10 protein-coding genes are annotated in these 17,235 nt (G+C 71.3%); 9 read left to right on the top strand and 1 reads right to left on the bottom strand.

What is annotated here, in order from left to right:
- Positions 1-2: 2 nt before the first annotated feature.
- The 6 genes from pbpC to ACFSOX_RS13025 all read left to right on the top strand — a co-directional run bounded on the left by pbpC (position 3) and on the right by ACFSOX_RS13025 (position 9,913).
- On the top strand, positions 3-2,240 hold the full coding sequence (gene pbpC, locus ACFSOX_RS13050; RefSeq protein WP_378478248.1) for a penicillin-binding protein 1C: 2,238 nt from the start codon (positions 3-5) through the stop codon (positions 2,238-2,240).
- Positions 2,241-2,364: 124 nt separating this feature from the next.
- The gene (locus tag ACFSOX_RS13045; protein WP_378478247.1) at positions 2,365-4,191 is read left to right on the top strand and encodes a sensor histidine kinase; all 1,827 of its coding nucleotides are present in this window, start codon (positions 2,365-2,367) and stop codon (positions 4,189-4,191) included.
- A complete protein-coding gene (locus ACFSOX_RS13040) occupies positions 4,188-4,820 on the top strand; it encodes a response regulator transcription factor (RefSeq protein WP_378478246.1) in 633 nt (210 codons plus the stop codon). Before ACFSOX_RS13045 ends, ACFSOX_RS13040 begins: the two co-directional genes overlap by 4 nt.
- A 134-nt stretch (positions 4,821-4,954) precedes the next feature.
- Complete coding sequence (gene dsrO / locus ACFSOX_RS13035; RefSeq protein ID WP_378478245.1) at positions 4,955-5,716, top strand: sulfate reduction electron transfer complex DsrMKJOP subunit DsrO; 762 nt, start codon at positions 4,955-4,957, stop codon at positions 5,714-5,716.
- Positions 5,713-6,813, top strand: a complete 1,101-nt coding sequence (gene nrfD / locus ACFSOX_RS13030) for an NrfD/PsrC family molybdoenzyme membrane anchor subunit (protein WP_378478244.1) — start codon at positions 5,713-5,715, stop codon at positions 6,811-6,813. Before dsrO ends, nrfD begins: the two co-directional genes overlap by 4 nt.
- Positions 6,814-6,823: 10 nt before the next feature.
- Positions 6,824-9,913 (top strand): molybdopterin dinucleotide binding domain-containing protein, encoded by a 3,090-nt coding sequence (locus tag ACFSOX_RS13025; protein WP_378478243.1) that lies wholly within the window; start codon positions 6,824-6,826, stop codon positions 9,911-9,913.
- Between the two features lie 147 nt (positions 9,914-10,060).
- Here the strand turns inward: ACFSOX_RS13025 and ACFSOX_RS13020 are convergent, their stop codons facing one another.
- Positions 10,061-10,759, bottom strand: coding sequence for an alpha/beta fold hydrolase (locus ACFSOX_RS13020; RefSeq protein WP_378478242.1), 699 nt, complete (start codon positions 10,757-10,759; stop codon positions 10,061-10,063).
- A 246-nt stretch (positions 10,760-11,005) separates the two neighbouring features.
- On the opposite strand from ACFSOX_RS13020, the gene ribD reads away from it, so the two are divergent.
- The 3 genes from ribD to ACFSOX_RS13005 all read left to right on the top strand — a co-directional run bounded on the left by ribD (position 11,006) and on the right by ACFSOX_RS13005 (position 16,737).
- Positions 11,006-12,109 (top strand): bifunctional diaminohydroxyphosphoribosylaminopyrimidine deaminase/5-amino-6-(5-phosphoribosylamino)uracil reductase RibD, encoded by a 1,104-nt coding sequence (gene ribD / locus ACFSOX_RS13015; RefSeq protein WP_378478329.1) that lies wholly within the window; start codon positions 11,006-11,008, stop codon positions 12,107-12,109.
- A gap of 157 nt (positions 12,110-12,266) precedes the next feature.
- Complete coding sequence (locus ACFSOX_RS13010) at positions 12,267-13,535, top strand: amino acid ABC transporter substrate-binding protein (RefSeq protein WP_378478241.1); 1,269 nt, start codon at positions 12,267-12,269, stop codon at positions 13,533-13,535.
- 490 nt (positions 13,536-14,025) lie between these two features.
- Positions 14,026-16,737, top strand: a complete 2,712-nt coding sequence (locus ACFSOX_RS13005; protein ID WP_378478240.1) for a bifunctional acetate--CoA ligase family protein/GNAT family N-acetyltransferase — start codon at positions 14,026-14,028, stop codon at positions 16,735-16,737.
- Positions 16,738-17,235 lie beyond the last annotated feature (498 nt).

Genomic DNA, 17,235 nt, shown 5'->3' with positions numbered 1-17,235 from the left:
CGATGACCGAGGGCGGCACCTCCTTCGTCGTTCCGGGGCGGCCCAAAGGGCCGAGCCCGGAACCCATAGCCCCTGTCCGTCGTAAGCCATTGACACAGGGCGTATGGATTCCGGGCTCGCGGACCGCGCGGTCCGCGCCCCGGAATGACCGAGGGTGGGGCTGGCGCCGTGCCAAACATGTTGTCGCCGCCGCCCTCCTGCTCGCCGTCGGCCTCGCGTCCGCGGCGCTATGGGTGGCGTCGCTCGGTCCTCCGCCGCTGGGACAGGATCTCGCCTGGTCGACCGTCGTGGTCGATCGGGAGGGGCGGATTTTGCGCCCCTATGCGACGTCGGAGGGGCGGTGGCGGCTGCCGGCGGCACGCGAGAATGTCGACCCGCGCTTCTTCGCGCTGCTGTTCGCCTACGAGGATCGGCGCTTCGCCGAGCATGCCGGCGTCGACCTCGTCGCGCTCGGCCGTGCCGCGCTCCAGCTCGGCGCCAACGGCCGGATCGTCTCCGGTGGCTCGACGCTCACCATGCAAGTGGCCCGGCTGCTGGAGCCGCGGGCCGAGCGCTCGGTGTCGGCGAAGCTTCGGCAGGTCGTCCGCGCCGTCCAGCTCGAGCGGGCGCTGAGCAAGGACCAGATCCTCGGCCTCTATCTCTCGCTCGCCCCCTACGGCGGGAACCTGGAGGGCATCCGGGCGGCCTCGCTCGCCTGGCTCGGCAAGGAGCCGCGGCGGCTGACGCTCGGCGAGGCGGCACTCTTGGTGGCGCTGCCGCAGTCGCCGGAGGCGAGGCGCCCCGACCGTTTCCCGCACGTCGCGCGAAAGGCGCGCGACCGGGTGCTCGACCGCATGGCGGCGGCCGGCGTCGTCGAGCCGGGCGAGATCGAGCGCGCCAAGGCCGAGCCGGTGCCGACGGCGCGCAAGCCGATGCCGATGCTGGCCCCGCACACGGCCGATCGCCTCGTCAGCGCCGCGCCGGAAAAACGCTTGCACCGAACGACCTTGGAGGCGCCGCTTCAAGTCACGCTCGAAGCACTCGCGAAGGACCGCGCAACCGCACTCGGCCCCGACCTCTCGATCGCGATCCTGGCCGTCGAGCATGCGACCGGCGAGGTGCTGGCCCGGGTCGGCTCGGCCGACTGGGCCGACGCGCGGCGCGCCGGCCAGGTCGACATGACGCTCGCGGTGCGCTCGCCCGGCTCGACCCTGAAGCCGTTCATCTTCGGCCTCGGCTTCGAGGACGGATTTGTTCACCCCGAGACGCTGCTGGACGATCGGCCGGTCCGCTGGGGCAGCTACGCGCCCGAGAACTTCGACCTCACCTATCAGGGGACCGTGACGGCCCGCAAAGCCCTGCAGCTCTCCCTCAACGTCCCGGCCGTCCAGGTGCTGGAGAAGGTCGGACCGAACCGATTCGCCGCCCGCATCGCCCAGGCCGGCGGCCGCCTCGTGCTGCCGCCCGGCGAGGCGCCCGGCCTCGCCATGGGGCTCGGCGGCACCGGCGTCACGCTCGCCGACCTCGTCCGGCTCTATGGCGGGCTCGCCCGGCTCGGCACCACGATCCCGCTCGCCGAGCGGCTCGACGACGCCGGCCTCGTGCCGGCGCCGCCGCCGGAGCTGATGCTGCGCCTGCTCGACCCGGTCGCCGCCTGGTATGTCGGCAACGTCCTGATCGGCGCGCCGCCGCCCGAGAACGCCGCCGGCGGCCGCATCGCCTTCAAGACCGGCACGTCCTACGGCTATCGCGACGCCTGGGCGGTCGGCTTCGACGGCCGCCGCACCATCGGGGTCTGGGTCGGCCGGCCGGACGGCGCGCCGGTGCCCGGGATGATCGGCCGCGGCACGGCGGCGCCGATTCTGTTCGACGCCTTCGCCCGGCTCGGCCGGCCGATCACGGCGCTGCCGCCGGCGCCGCGCGGCGCGCTGTTCGCCGCCACCGGCAAGCTGCCGTTGCCGTTGCAGCGGTTCCGTCCGGGCGCGCTGCCGAGCGCCGGCGCCGAGCCGCCCTTGAAGATCGTGTTCCCGCCGAACGGGGCGCGGGTCGAGCTCGCCGCCGAGGCCGGCGAGGCGGCCGCGCTGCCGGTCAAGATCGCCGGCGGCTCCGGACCCGTCACCGTGATGGTCGATGGCCTGCCGCGGGCGACGCTGCGCGACCGCAAGACCGCCATGGTGACCCCGGACGGCCCCGGCTTCGTCCGCCTCACCGTCACGGACACGCGGGGCGCCACCGACAGCGTGCTGGTGCGGCTGCAGTAGCGCCTTCCTGCCTCCGGCGTCGTTCGGATTGAAATCGCGGATAAAACCGGTCACATCGGCGGCCATGTCCCTGGTCCGCCGTGCCCTGCGTCCGTCCGGCGGCCGCAGGGCGTCCCTCCGCCGCGTGATCACCCTTCTGCTCGGCGCCGTCCTGGCGGCGCTCGCGGGGGCATCGGCGCGCGCCGAGACGATCCGGATCGGCGTGCTGGCCTTCCTCGGCGCCGAGCACAGCCTGGAGGAGTGGGGGCCGACGGCGCGCGCCGTCGAGGCGGGCCTGCCGGGCAGCACGGTCGTCATCGTGCCCTTCGACCACGCCGGGCTCGACCGGGCCGTGGCGGAGGGGGCCGTCGATTATGTGATCACCAATCCGGGCCATTACGTCGAGCTGGAGGTGGCGCACGGGATCAGCCGCATCGCCACCCTCGACTCCGGCCTGCCGGTCGCCTCGGCGATCGTCGTGCGGCGCGACCGCACCGATCTGAGGACGCTCGCCGACCTCGCCGGCAAGCGCGTCGCCATCGTCGGGCCGACGGCGTTCGGCGGGTTCCAGGCGGCGTGGCGGGAATTCGCCGCCGCCGGCATCGATCCGTTCCGCGATCTCGGCGGGCTCGACACGGTCGGCTTCCCCATGACCCGGGTGATCGACGCGGTGCTGTCCAACCGGGTCGACGCCGGCATCCTGCGCGGCTGCCTGCTGGAGCATCAGGAGGCGCTCGGCGCGTTCGCGCCCGGCGTGCTGCGGGTACTGGCGCCGCGGGAAAACCCCGGGACGAGCTGCGTGATGTCGAGCCGCGTCTATCCGGATTGGCCGATCGCCAAGCTGCGGGCCACCTCGGCCGCCGAGGCCAAGCGGGTCGCCACCGCGCTTCTCACGTTCCAGCCGCCCCCCGGTGTGCCGGCCTGGACCGTGCCGCTCGACTATCAGCCGGTCCACGAGGCATTCCGGGATCTCAAGATCGGCCCCTACGAGGCGCTGCGCCACGTCACGGCGCGCGAGCTCTTGGCGCGTTACTGGCAGGTGATCGCGATCTTCGGCATCGCGCTCGGCGCCTGGGCCGTGCACGCGCTGCGGGTCGAGCGGCTGGTGCGCCGGCGCACCGCCGAGCTCGCCACCGTCAACGCCGATCTGGTCCGCGAGATCGAGCATCGTCGCCGCATCGAGGAGCGGGAGGCGCTGCACCGCAAGGAGCTCGACCACGCGGCGCGGCTGTCGATCCTGGGCGAGATGGCGGGCGGCATGGCGCACGAGCTGAACCAGCCGCTCGCGGCGATCGCCAACTATGCCGACGGCTGCGAGCTGCGTCTGCGTCAGGTGTCGGCTGGAGCGTCGGCCGGCACGCCGGTCGACACCGGCGCGCTGGTGCAGGCGACAAGGCTGATCCGCCAGCAGGCCGAGCGCGCCGCCCAGGTGATCCAGCGCATGCGCGCCTTCGTGCGCAAGCGCGAGCCCGTGCACATGGCCCTCGACCTGAACGAGGTGGTGGTGGAGGCACAGGAGTTCTTCCAAGGGCCGGCGCGACGCAGCGGCGTCGTTCTGGAGACTGCACCTGCGAAAGATCTGCCACCCGTGTGCGGCGACCGCATCCAGCTCCAGCAGGTGATCCTCAACCTCCTGCAGAACGCCGCCGACGCCTCGGTCGGCCGCGGCGCCGGGCCGTGGACCGTGCGGGTCGAGACGCTCGCCTGCGACGGCGGCGCCTGCGTCGCCGTCATGGATCGCGGCGAGGGCATGTCGGACGAGGTCAAGGCGCGTCTGTTCGAGCCGTTCTTCACCACCAAGCCGGCCGGGCTCGGCCTCGGCCTCGCGCTGTGCCATTCGATCGTCGAGGAGCATCGCGGTCGCCTGCAGGCGGACGACCGCGACGGCGGCGGCACCGCGATGCGGCTGTGGCTGCCGGCCGCGGACGGCGCGGCCTGCGAGGAGACGACGCCGTCGGGGGAGGGCGCATGAGCGCGGACGGGACGAAGCCGCCGGTCGTCTACGTGGTCGACGACGACGACGCGATGCGCGACTCGCTGGTGTTCCTGCTGGAGCCGCTCGGCCTCGTGGTGGAGGCCTTCGCCTCTGCCGCGGCCTTCCTGGCCGGCCACGATCCGGATCGCGTCGCCTGCCTGGTCGCCGACGTGCGGATGCCGGGCATGAGCGGGCTCGAACTGCACGAGGAGCTGCTGCGCCGCGGCGCCGTGATGCCGGTCGTGATCATCACGGGCCACGGCGACGTGCCGATGGCGGTGCGGGCGATGCGCACCGGCGCGCTCGACTTCATCGAGAAGCCGCTCAACAACCAGGTGCTGATCGAGCGCATCCACCAGGCGCTGCGGCTCGCCGAGACCAAGCTCCAGGCTGCCCGCGAGGTCGGCGCCATCCGGGCCCGGCTCGACAAGCTGACGGCGCGCGAGCGCGAGGTCGCCGATCTGGTCGCCGCCGGCAAGCAGAACAAGGCGATCGCCCATGCGCTCGGCATCAGCCTGAAGACCGTCGAGATCCACCGCCACAACGCGATGGAGAAGATGGCCGCGACGACGGGCGCCGACCTCGCCCGGATGCTGACGCTGGCGGGCGGGGCCGCGCCGACCTAGGGGTTAACCCCTAAGTCCTTGGGGGAAATCTCCAAATTACCACCACATGGGGATCGGCGTAGCGTTCCGGCATGCCGCGGAGCGGCCGGGCGCGCGTTTGCGCGTCGTGGCGCTCCGACGAGGAGGAGCCCGGCATGGCCGATACGAGACGTGATTTCTTCAGAACCCTCGGCGCCGTGACGGTCGGTGCGGCAAGCGTCGCCACGGCCGCGAGCGCCGCGCCGACCGCGGCTGCCGGGGCCGGCGCGGTCGGCGCAGGCGCTGCCGCATCGTCCGGACACAAGCCGCGCTTCGCCATGGTGGTCGATGTCGCGAAGTGCATCGGCTGCCAGTCCTGCACGGTGTCCTGCATCCACGAGAACGCCGTGCCGGAGGACAGTTTCCGCACCATCGTCTCGACCTACGAGGTGCAGGAGAACAACCGCGCCGCCATGGTGATGCTGCCGCGGCTGTGCAACCACTGCGCCGACGCGCCCTGCCTGCCGGTCTGCCCGGTCGGCGCCACCTTCCAGAGGCCCGACGGCATCGTGGTGGTCGACGCCAACGCCTGCGTCGGCTGCGCCTACTGCGTCCAGGCCTGCCCCTACGACGCGCGCTTCATCAACGCGACGACCCAGAAGGCCGACAAGTGCACGTTCTGCGCCCACCGGGTGGAGGCGGGGCTGTTGCCGGCCTGCGTCGAATCCTGCGTCGGCGGCGCCCGCATTTTTGGTGATCTCGACGACCCGCAGAGCGCCGTCGCGAAGCTGGTGGCGAAGGGCGACGCCAAGGTGCTCAAGCCCGAGCTCGGCACCCGTCCGCACGTCTTCTATCTCGGCCTCGACGACCGGCTGACGGGAAAGGTCGAGGGCGAGCCCACCTTGTGGCACCCGTCGCACCGGGAGACGCACGCATGACCATCCTCGAAGTCGTCAACGTCTCGCGCGACGTCACCTGGCTGCCCTGGGCCGTGCAGTATTTCTTCCTGGTCGGCCTGTCGGTGGCGGGCTTTCTCGTCTCGGTGCCGGGCCTGGCGCTCGGGGCGCGCAGCCAGCGCGGCTTCGCCAAGAACGCGCTGATCGGGGCGCTCGCCTGCGGGCTCGTCGCGCCGGTCGCGCTGCTCGCCGATCTGCATCAGCCCGGCCGCTTCTGGCGCTTCTATGCGAGCCCCAATCTCGGCTCTTGGATGGCGTGGGGGGCGTTCTTCATCCCGTGCTACGTCGCCGGCCTGCTCGCCTTCGCCTGGGCGGCGCTGCGTGGCGGCCTCGCCGCGGCCGGGCAGGGCGACGACCTCGTGTCGCGGCTGCGCCGCCTGATCGCCATGGGCGGCACGCCGAGCCCGCGGCTCACCAAAGTGTTCGCCGGCTGGACCGTCGTGTTCGGGCTGCTGATCCTGCTCTACACCGGCATGGAGACCATGGTGGTGCGGGCGCGGCCGCTGTGGAACACGCCGGTGCTGCCGCTGCAGTTCGCCGCCACGGCGGTCACGGGCGCGGCCGGCCTGACCCTGCTGATCGCCCGGCTGCGCGGCGACGCGACGCTCGCCGGCGACGCGATCGCGGCGCGCTGGATGACGGCGGGCCTCCTCGCCACCGTCGCGCTCGGTCTCGTCTGGTACGCCCTCGGCGCCTTCGGGCTCAGCGACACGCATGCCCGCGCGCTCGACAGCGTCGCCGGCCATCGCGCCTGGCAGATGACGGCCGTGTGGGCCGCCGCCGCGACCCTGCTGCCGCTCCTGCTCCTGTGGCTGCGGCCGCCCGGCTGGGCCTGGCTGGTCGGCCTCTTCGGCCTGCACGCCGCCTGGATGTTCCGCTGGACCGTGTTCATCGGCGGCCAGACCGTGCCGAAGACCGGTGCCGGCCTCTACGCCTACCAGCTCCCGCTCGGTCACGACGGCCTGCTCGGCATCGCCGGCTCGCTCGGCCTGTGGCTGTTCGTCTTCGTCCTGATCACCACGCTGCTGCCCGACGCCGCATCGACGCGGGTGCGGTCGGCGCTCGCCCCCGCCGAGTAGGAGATCCACCATGGACCGCAGAACCCTTCTGAAGACCGGCGTCGCCGTCGGCGGGCTCGGGGCCTTCGCGGCCGGCTATGCCGAGACCGGCCGCAAGGTGGTCGAAGGCGTCGTCGACTCGCTCGCGCCCAAGGCCAAGGCGGCCGACATCCACGGCGCCTCGCTGACGCCCGAGTTCACGGTCGATCCCGCGACCGGCCAGCTGACGCCGAATCCGGACCAGCAGGTCTCCTATGTGATGTGCATGGGCTGCACGACCTACTGTGGCGTCCGGGTGCGGGTCGACAAGACGAGCGGCGCGGTGCTGCGCGTCGCCGGCAATCCGTTCCACCCGCTCTCCGCCGATCCGCCGCTGCCGCCCGACATGTCGATCCGGGATAGTTTCGTCGCGGTGTCGCGCGCCGGCGAGAAGGGGCTCGACGGCCGCTCGACCACCTGCGGGCGCGGCTCGGCGATGCTCGGCTGGATGACGAGCCCGTATCGCATCACCCAGCCGCTGAAGCGCGTCGGCCCGCGCGGCGAGGGTCGCTGGCAGCCGATCTCGTTCGAGCAGATGGTGCGCGAGGTCGTCGAGGGCGGCGATCTGTTCGGCGAGGGCCCTGTCGACGGCCTGCGTGCGCTGCGCAGCTTCGATCCGATCGATCCGAAGGCGCCGGAGTTCGGGCCGAAGGTCAATCAGGTCGGGCTCCTGTCGTCGACCAACGAGGGCCGTGAGAACTTCGCCCGGCGCTTCGTGCAGAAGGCGTTCGGCTCGCTCAACTTCATCGGCCACGGCGGCTATTGCGGCGGCTCCTACCGGTCCGGCTCCGCCGCCGCGATGGGCAACGTCAAGACGCTGCCGCATGCGAAGCCCGACTTCGCCAATTGCGAGTTCATCATCTTCTGCGGCACGGCGCCGGCCAATGCCGGCAACCCGTTCAAGCGGCAGGCCGCCATGGTCGCCAAGGGCCGCACCGACGGCACGCTGCGCTACGTCGTCGTCGATCCGGCGATCGGCCACTCCGACAGCCTCGCGGCCAAGCATCGCGGCCGCTGGATCCCGATCAAGCCGGCGACCGACGGCGCCTTCGCCATGGCGCTGGCCCGCTGGATCATCGACAACGAGCGTTACGACCGAACCTTCCTGACGCAACCGAACCCGAAGGCGGCGGCCGCCGCCGGCGAGGCCGGCTGGAGCAACGCCACGCATCTCGTCGTCGCCGAGCCCGGTCACCCGCGCGACGGCTTCATGCTGCGCGGGTCCGACATCGGGCTCACGATCGACGGGGAGAAATACGCCGACAAGGATCCGTTCGTCGTCGTCGATCCGGCGACCGGGCAGCTCGTGCCGCACACGGCGCTCGCCGGTCCGGCCGCGCTGTTCGTGAACGACGCCTACATGGTCGGCGACAAGCCGATCCGTCTGCGGTCGTCGTTCGATCTCTACGCCGAAAGCGCGCGGCGCTTCACGTTGGAAGAATATGCGGTGGTCTGCGGCATCCCGGCCGAGACGCTGGCGGGGCTCGCCGAGGAGTTCACCAGCCACGGCAAGAAGGCCGCCGTGAACACCCATGGCGGCACCATGGCGGGCAACGGCTTCTACAACGCCTTCGCGCTCGTCACCCTCAACACGCTGATCGGCAACATCAACGTGAAGGGCGGCACGATGGTGCCGGGCGGCGCCTTCCCGGCGGAAGGCAAGGGGCCGCGCTACGACCTCGACGGCTTCCCGGGCCAGGTGACGCCGAAGGGAACGCCGCTGTCGCGCAATGTGCCCTACGAGCGTTCGAGCGAGTTCAAGCGCAAGAAGGACGCCGGCAAGCCGTATCCGTCGCAGGCGCCGTGGTATCCGGCCGCGCCGCAGCTCGGCTCGGAGTGGCTGACCAGCGCGCTCAACGGCTATCCGTATCCGCTCAAGGCACTGTTCGTCTGGAACGCCAACCCGATCTACGGCATTCCGGGCCTCAAGGGCGCCGTGGCGACGGCCCTGAAGGATCCGAAAAGGCTGCCGCTGATCGTCTCGATCGACCCGTTCATCAACGAGACCGGGGCGTTCGCCGACTACATCCTGCCGGACACGCTGCTGTTCGAGACCTGGGGCTTCGCCGCGCCCTGGCACGCGGTGCCGAGCCGCACCTCGACGGCGCGCTGGCCCGTGGTGGACTCCAAGAACGCGAGGACGGCCGACGGCGAGCCGATCTCCATGGAGGCGTTCTTCATCGCGCTCGCAAAGGCGCTCGGCCTGCCGGGCTTCGGGCCGAATGCCATGGCGGACGCCGGCGGCACGCTGCTGTCGCTCGACAAGCCGACCGACTGGTTCTTCCGCGCCGCCGCCAATGTCGCCTTCGCGGGCCAGAAGCCGGTCGCCGACGCGACCGACGAGGACGTCGCGCTGACCGGCTTCGCCCGCCACGTGCCGGCCCTGCAGGCGACGCTGAAGTCCGAGGAGTGGCGCAAGGCCGCGCACGTTTTTTCCCGCGGCGGCCGTTACCAGCCCTACGGGCAGGCCTACGAGGGCGACCGCATGGCCCAGAAATTCGCGCCGGCCCTGACGCTCTACAACGAGCAGGTCGGCACGGCCAAAAGCTCGATGACCGGCAAGCGCCACTCCGGCGTGCCGCAATGGACACCGCCGTCGTTCTGCGACGGAACGCCGATGCGGAGCGTCTATTCCGAGACGGAGTGGCCGATGCTGCTGATCAGCCAGAAATCCGTGCTGATGAGCGCCTACACGATCGGGCTCGACCGGCTGCGCGGCATCCATCCGGAGAACCCGGTCGCCCTGCATGCCGACGACGCGGCCCGACTCGGCATCGCCAACGGCGACAAGGTGAAAATCGCCACGCCGGGCGGCACCGTGGTCGGCACCGCACTGGTCCGCAAGGGGGTGATGCGCGGCGTCGTCGCCGTGGAGCACGGCTTCGGCCACACCGAGTTCGGGGCGCGGTCACACCAGATCGGCGGGATCCGCCAGGCCGACGGACGGGCGCTCGGCGCCGGCATCAACCTCAACGACCTCGGCCTGTCGGATCCGACCCGCAAGGATCTGTCGGTGTGGCTCGACCCGGTCTCCGGCACCTCGGTGCGCCAGGGCCTGCCGGCCCGCATCTCGCGGGCGTGAGGGGGACTCGCGAACTCGGTCGTCCCGGGGCGCGCTGTGAGGCGCGAGCCCGGGATCCATACGCCCTGTCTGTCGTGAGTCACTGATACCGGGCGTATGGATTCCGAGCTCGCGGACCTTGCGGTCCGCGCCCCGGGATGACGCCGTTCACACCGCCAGCAGGATGCGGGCGACGCCCTGTGGGTCGGCCACCATGGCGTCGTGACCGCAGGCGAGCTCCTCCATCTTCCACGACGGGTCGGCGGCGAGCTTCGCCGTCACGGCGTCGAAGGCGGCGCTGGGGAAGCCCTTGGCGCGGATGAACACCTTCTTGGCGACCTTGTCGCGCGCGCCGGTGAGGACCATGCGGTCCGTGTAGGTCTTCATCGGATGCGGCGTGCACAGGCCGTCGACCCACGGCCGGTCGGGCTCGGCGACGCCGAGTGCCGCGGCCGGGTAGGGCTTCAGCGCGATCTCGCCGGTCTGCGGCGCGGCCGCGATGGCGTCGCGGACACCCTGCGACGTGCCGTCGATCATGGCCGAGCCGTTCTCCGGCATGAAGGCGTCGAGGAACACCAGCGCGCCGATCTTGTCGGCGACCTGCTCGGCGACGCCCGAGAGGATGAATCCCGCATAGGAGTGGCCGACCAGAATCACGTCCTCGAGCCGCTCCCATTTGAACACGTTGACGACGTCGGTGACATGGGTGTCGAGCCCGACCGTCGGGCCGAGCAGATGACTGCGCTCGCCGAGCCCGGTGAGGGTCGGGGTGAACACGCGGTGTCCTTGTTCGACGAGCAGGTCGGAGACGCGGCGCCAGCACCAGCCGCCGTGCCACGCCCCGTGCACCAGCACGAAGGTTTTCATCGATGAACTCCGGATCGCCGCGCGCGAAGGAACGCGCGGCCGAGAGGCGGGGGCGAGGGGATTAGAGACCCGGCCCGGGCGGGCGTCCATGCCGCCGATTACGGAGCGGAAATGCGGAATTCGCGCGACACGCTTGCGACGCGACGGGCGGCCCGGCATGGTCGCGACCCGTCGTCCGAACCTTGCAGAACCGCCGTGGCCGTGCCGAAAAACACACCCGCCGATCCCGCCCTCGACGCTCGCTTCATGGCGCTGGCGCTGGCGCTCGGCCGGCGGGGGCTCGGCAACACCTGGCCGAACCCGGCGGTCGGCGCCGTGGTGGTGCGGTTCGACGGCGGCACGCCGCGCATCGTCGGCCGCGGCTGGACGCAGCCGGGCGGCCGTCCGCATGCCGAGACCGAGGCGCTGGAGCGCGCCGGCGACCTCGCCCGCGGCGCGACCCTCTATGTGACGCTGGAGCCGTGCTCGCATCACGGCAAGACGCCGCCCTGCGTCGATGCGATCCGGGCGGCCGGCATCGCGCGCGTCGTCTCGGCGATCGCGGATCCCGACACGCGGGTGGCCGGGCGCGGCCACGCCATCCTGCGCGACGCCGGTATCGCCGTGGACGTCGGGGTCGGCGCCGCGGAGGCCGTCGCGGCCCATGCCGGCCACGTCCGGCGCGTGGTGGAGGGGCGGCCGCACGTCACGCTGAAGATGGCGCTCTCGGCCGACGGCAAGGTGGCGCTGGCCGGACGGCGGCCGGTGGCGATCACCGGGCCGGCCGCCACTATGCGCGTCCACCTGATGCGCGCCATGAACGACGCGATCCTGGTCGGGATCGGCACCGCGCTGTCCGACGACCCGCTGCTCACCTGTCGGCTGCCGGGCCTCGCCCATCGCTCGCCGGTGCGGGTGGTGATGGATGCCACGCTGCGGCTGCCGCCGACGTCCCGGCTGGTGAACACGGCGCGAGAAACGCCGCTGTGGATCGTGACGCGGCCCGACGTGCCGGCCGACCCGGCGGCGCGGATGCGCGAGGCCGGCGCGCATCTGATCCATGTCGCGCCGGCCGAGACGGGGCCGGGCGTCGATCCGGCCGCGGCGCTGCGGGCGCTCGGCGGCCTCGGCGTCACCCGGCTGCTGGTCGAGGGCGGTCCCACCGTCGCGGCCGCGCTCCTGCGCGCCGATCTGATCGACGCCGCCGTGCTGCTGCACGGGCCGGCGGTGATCGGCCCGGACGGCGTCGATCCGCTGGAGGGGCTTTCGCTTACGGCACTGACCGCGGGGCCGGCGCTCGCCCTGCAGGCGACCGAGATGCTCGGGCCGGACCGGCTCGACGCCTACGCGCGTCGCGCCGAGTCCCCCTGATCCAGGCGCCACCGCCGCCGTTGCCCCGGCGCTCTCGCCGACCTATCGTCGACAGGCGACCAACGAACAGGATCGCTCCGCCGGCACCGTCGATCCCGAGCCTCGTCTCGCGGATCAGAACGGGTCGGGACGGGAGCGGCCAAGGGAGAGAAACACAGTGACCGACTTCACGCGACGCGAGACGCTCGTCCGCGGCGGCACGGCGCTCGCCGGCACGCTCGCAGCCCTTTCGGTGCCGGCGGCCGGGCAGGGCGCTCCGATCAAGATCGGGTTCAGCATGGCGCTGACCGGCGGGCTGGCCGGCGGCGGTCGCGCGGCGCTGCTCGCCTATCAGATCTGGGCCGAGGAGATGAACCAGAAGGGCGGCCTGCTCGGCCGCAAGATCGAGCTCGTCTATTACGACGACCAGTCCAATCCGGCGACCGTGCCGGGCATCTATACGAAGCTGCTCGACGTCGACAAGGTCGACCTGGTGATCTCCGGCTACGCCACGGTGCCGACCGCGGCCGCCATGCCGGTGGTGATCCAGCGCGGCAAGCTGTTCATGTCGCTGTTCGCGCTCGCCGCCAACGATCAGTTCCGCTACGACCGCTACTTCCAGATCCAGCCCAACGGGCCGGAGGCGAAGTTCGAGTTCTCCAAGGGTTATTTCGAGCTGGCCGGCAAGCTCGACCCGAAGCCGCGCACGGTCGCGCTGGTCGGGGCCGACGCCGAGTTCTCGATCCTGGCGCTCGAAGGTGCGCGTGAAAACGCCAAGAAGGCCGGCTTCCGCATCGTCTACGACCGCACCTATCCTCCCTCCACGGTCGACTTCACGCCGATCGTGCGGGCCATCAAGGCGGCCAGTCCGGATCTCCTGTTCATCGCGTCCTATCCGCCCGACTCGGCCGGCATGATCCGCACCGTCCACGAGGTCGGGCTCGGCGCCAAGATGGTCGGCGGCGGCATGATCGGGCTGCAGTTCGCGGCGCTGAAGCAGCAGCTCGGGCCGATGCTGGAAAACGTCGTCGCCTACGACCTCTACGTCCCCGAGCCGACCATGACGTTCCCGGGCATCGAGCAGTTCCTGGTGAAGTATCGCGAGCGCGCCGCGCCGGCCGGCGTCGACCCGCTCGGCCTCTACATTCCGCCCTTCGCCTATTCGGAGATGCAGATCCTCGGTGCCGCCGTGCAGGCGGTGGGCTCGCTCGACGACAAGGCGCTCGCCGATCACATCCGCAAGACGAAGTTCACCACCATCGTCGGCGACATCGGCTTCGGCGACCGCGGCGAATGGGCGGAGCCGCGCATCCTCCTGATCCAGTACCGCGGCATCGAGGGCAACGACCTCGAGCAGTTCAAGAAGCAAGGCAAGCAGGTGATCCTGCACCCGGCCAAGTACAAGTCGGGCGAGCTCAAGGTGCCGTTCGAGCCGATCAAGCGGTAGGCGATCGTCGAGCTATCCGGTCGGGCCGCCTGGGCCCGAGGTCGGTCGTTCCGGGGCGGCGCGCAGCGCCGCGCCCGGACCCCATGATCCCTGTCCATCGTGAGCCACCGGGACGGGCGTGATGGATTTCGGGCTCGCGGCTTCGCGGCGCCCCGGAATGACGGGCCTCCACCGCGGCGCTGGGTCGCGCCTTCGGTAAACTGCGCATGCGGCGTCCGCGCGAGTCGGGCTACAGAGCCGTGGGGCTGGCGCTTAACTCCCGAGATGGTCGACGTTTTTTGTATTAGTCGGGGGTCGCCTGGTCTCCCGCCCGACCATTTTCCCAACGCCGCCTGCGCCGTTCGTCGTCTTTTCGTTTGCACTCCGCCTTCGTAGTTTTGCGTTGCAGCAATGCTGTGTTTTCGCGGATCGCGAAAATCGCTGCATGAAGCCGACCCTTCTGCCGGGGATCTGTCCGCTGCAGGTTCTCGGCGCCAGACGAGGCGAATCCATGAGCACCTATCGACTGCAGTCGCTCTTCGCCCCGAAATCGCTGGCGCTCGCCGGAGCGAGTCCGCGCGATCTCTCCCTCGGGCGTATCGTTCTTCGAAACATTCGGGATGCCGGCTTCAAGGGCAGGCTGCAGCTCGTCAATCCGCGCCACGCCGAGATCGACGGTGTGCCGGCGGTGGCGAGCCTCGATCAGCTCGACGGAAAGCCCGACGTGCTGATCGTCACGGCGCCGCCGGCCGAGGTGCCGGGGCTGGTCGCCAAGGCCGGCGCGCTCGGCATTCCGGCCGCCGTGATCATCACCTCCGGGCTCGGCCACGGCCCCGGATCGCTCGCCGAGGCGACCGCCCAGGCGGCGCGACCGCACGGCCTCCGGGTGCTCGGGCCGAACTGCCTCGGCGTTCTGGTGCCGAGCCTCAATCTCAACGCCAGCTTCGCCACCCGCATGCCGAAGGTCGGCGACCTGGCGCTGATCTCGCAGTCGGGCGCCATCGCCTCGAGCCTGGTGGAATGGGCGAGCAGCCGGTCGATCGGCTTCTCGGCGGTCGCCTCGATGGGCGACGCCGTCGACGTCGATTTCGGCGACCTGCTCGACTACTTCGCGCTCGATCGCAAGACCCGCGCCATCCTGATGTATGTCGAGTCGATCACCGACGTCCGCAAGTTCATGTCGGCGGCGCGCGGTGCGGCGCGCGTCAAGCCGGTGATCGTGGTGAAGTCGGGACGCCACACCGAGGCGGCCCGCGCCGCCGCCACGCACACCGGGGCGCTGGCCGGGGCCGATGCCGTCTACGACGCGGCGTTCCGACGCGCCGGGCTCCTGCGCGTGCTCGACCTCGACGAGTTGTTCGCCGCCGCCGAGACGCTCGGCCATCTGAGCCCGTTCGAGGGCAAGCGGCTCGCCATCATGACCAATGGCGGCGGCATCGGGGTTCTGGCCGTCGACCGGCTGATCGACTTCGGCGGGACGCTCGCGACCCTCTCGGAGAAACGGATCGCGGAGCTCGACGCCGTGCTGCCGACGAGCTGGTCGCGCTCCAACCCGGTCGATCTCATCGGCGACGCCGACGCCAAGCGCTACCGCGCCGTGCTCGAGCAATTGATCTCGGATCGCGACAACGACGCCGTGCTGGTGATGAACTGCCCGACCGGGCTCGCCTCGCCGGCCGAGTCGGCCGCCGCCGTGGTGGAGGTGATTCAGCGCGAGCGCGCCCGCAGCATGATGCGCAAGCCGGTGCTGTGCGTCTGGGTGGGCGATCGCGGCGAGGCGACCCGCATCTTCGACCAGGCCGGCATCCCGCACTACGACAGCGAGACCGAGGCCATCCGCGGGTTCATGCATCTGGTCCACTACCGCGAGGCCAACGACTCGCTGATGGAGACGCCGCCGAGCGTGCCGACCCAGTTCGTCTCCGACACCGAGACGGCCCGCGACGTGGTGACCAAGGCGCTCGCCGCCGGCAAGACCTGGCTCGACCCGATCGAGATCGAGACGCTGCTCGGCGCCTACGGCATCCCGGTCGCGCCGAGCCACCTCGCCCGCAACGGATTCGAGGCGGCGCGCGCGGCGCGGCCCTATCTGGCCAAGGGCCAGGCCGTGGTGCTCAAGGTTCTGTCGCCCGACATCGTCCACAAGTCGGAGATCGACGGCGTTCGCCTCAACATCCTGAGCGAGGAGGCGGTTCGCCGCGAGACCGAGGATATCTTGGCACGCGCCCGCGCGGCGATGCCGACGGCACGGCTGATCGGCGTCACGGTCCATCCCATGGTGGTCAAGCCGAAGGCGCGCGAGCTGATCGTCGGCGCCGCCGAGGATCCGATCTTCGGCCCCGTCGTGGTGTTCGGCCGCGGTGGCATGGCGGTCGAGGTGCTCAACGACAAGGCGCTGGCGCTGCCGCCGCTCGACATGAAGCTCGCCCGCGACCTCGTCGACCGCACCGGCGCCGGCCCGCTGCTCGGCGCCTACCGCAACGTGCCGCCGGCCGACCGCCAGGCGATCGAGCTGATGCTGGTGAAGATCTCGCAGCTCCTCGCCGACATGCCGGAGATCCGCGAGATCGACCTCAACCCGGTGCTCGCCGACGAGAGCGGCGTGATCGCGGTCGACGGCCGGATCACCATCGCGGCCGTGGCGGCCGGGGCGCGCAGCCGCTTCGCCGTGCGGCCCTATCCGAAGGAGCTCGAGACGCGCGTGCCGGGCTGGGACGACCACCCCGTGCTGCTGCGCCCGGTCCGCCCGGAGGACGAGCATCTCTATCTCGACTTCTTCAAGCATGTGAGCGAGCACGACCTGCGGCTGCGCTTCTTCGCGCCCGTGAAGGAGTTCAGCCACACCTTCATCGCCCGCATGACGCAGATCGACTACGCCCGCGCCATGGCCTTCGTCGCCATCGAGGAGCGCACGGGCGAGATGCTGGGCGGCGTGCGCATCCACTCGGACGCGAACTACGAGAAGGGCGAGTACGCCGTGCTGGTGCGCTCCGACCTCAAGGGCAGGGGGCTCGGCTGGGTGCTGATGCAGCGGATGATCGACTATGCCCGGGCCGAGGGCCTCTCGGAGGTCGAGGGTCAGGTGCTGCGCGACAACACGACGATGCTGCGCATGTGCACGGATCTCGGCTTCCGCATCGAACACGATCAGGAGGATCCGGGCCTGTGCAAGGTGGTGCTCGACCTCACCGCCAAGGGGCCGGTCGCGAGCGCGGCCGAGTGAGGCGGGCGGGCGCGCCGAGGCGCCGCCTAGCCCGCGCGGGGGCTCGCGACCGGACGTCTCCGGTCATCCGGTCGGCCGCAGGTCTTCGGCGGACGGCGCGGAACGTCGATTCGCTTCATCTCGTCTTGCGGCACGGAGCCATCCCCAGCATGATACCGTGAACGGCACCCGGCGCGGTGTGTCTCCGGCGCCCTGAACGCAACCACCGGAGGTGTCGTGATCGGGTGGAAATGCCTTGGGATGTGCCTATTTAGTGATCCTGCACGGCGCCGCCCCGGCCGCATCGTCCGCCACGCACGGATGCCCCGGCGACGCAGAGCCGCTGCCCCTTCTTCCAGCACCCGCGCCGCTTGCGGCCCGTGGGGCACTGCGGTAAGCGTCTCGCGTCGCCGCCCTGGAAACGCTCCAATCGATCGCCCTGGGATGCCGCGGCACGGGCGCAGCGGGGGTGCCCGGACCGGAACCGTCCGGGACCGAGAAGCACGGGAACGACCGCCG

The organism is Rhodoplanes azumiensis (genome assembly GCF_042682915.1).
Classification (GTDB): domain Bacteria; phylum Pseudomonadota; class Alphaproteobacteria; order Rhizobiales; family Xanthobacteraceae; genus Rhodoplanes; species Rhodoplanes azumiensis.
This window is presented reverse-complemented; position numbering and strand designations above follow the sequence as displayed.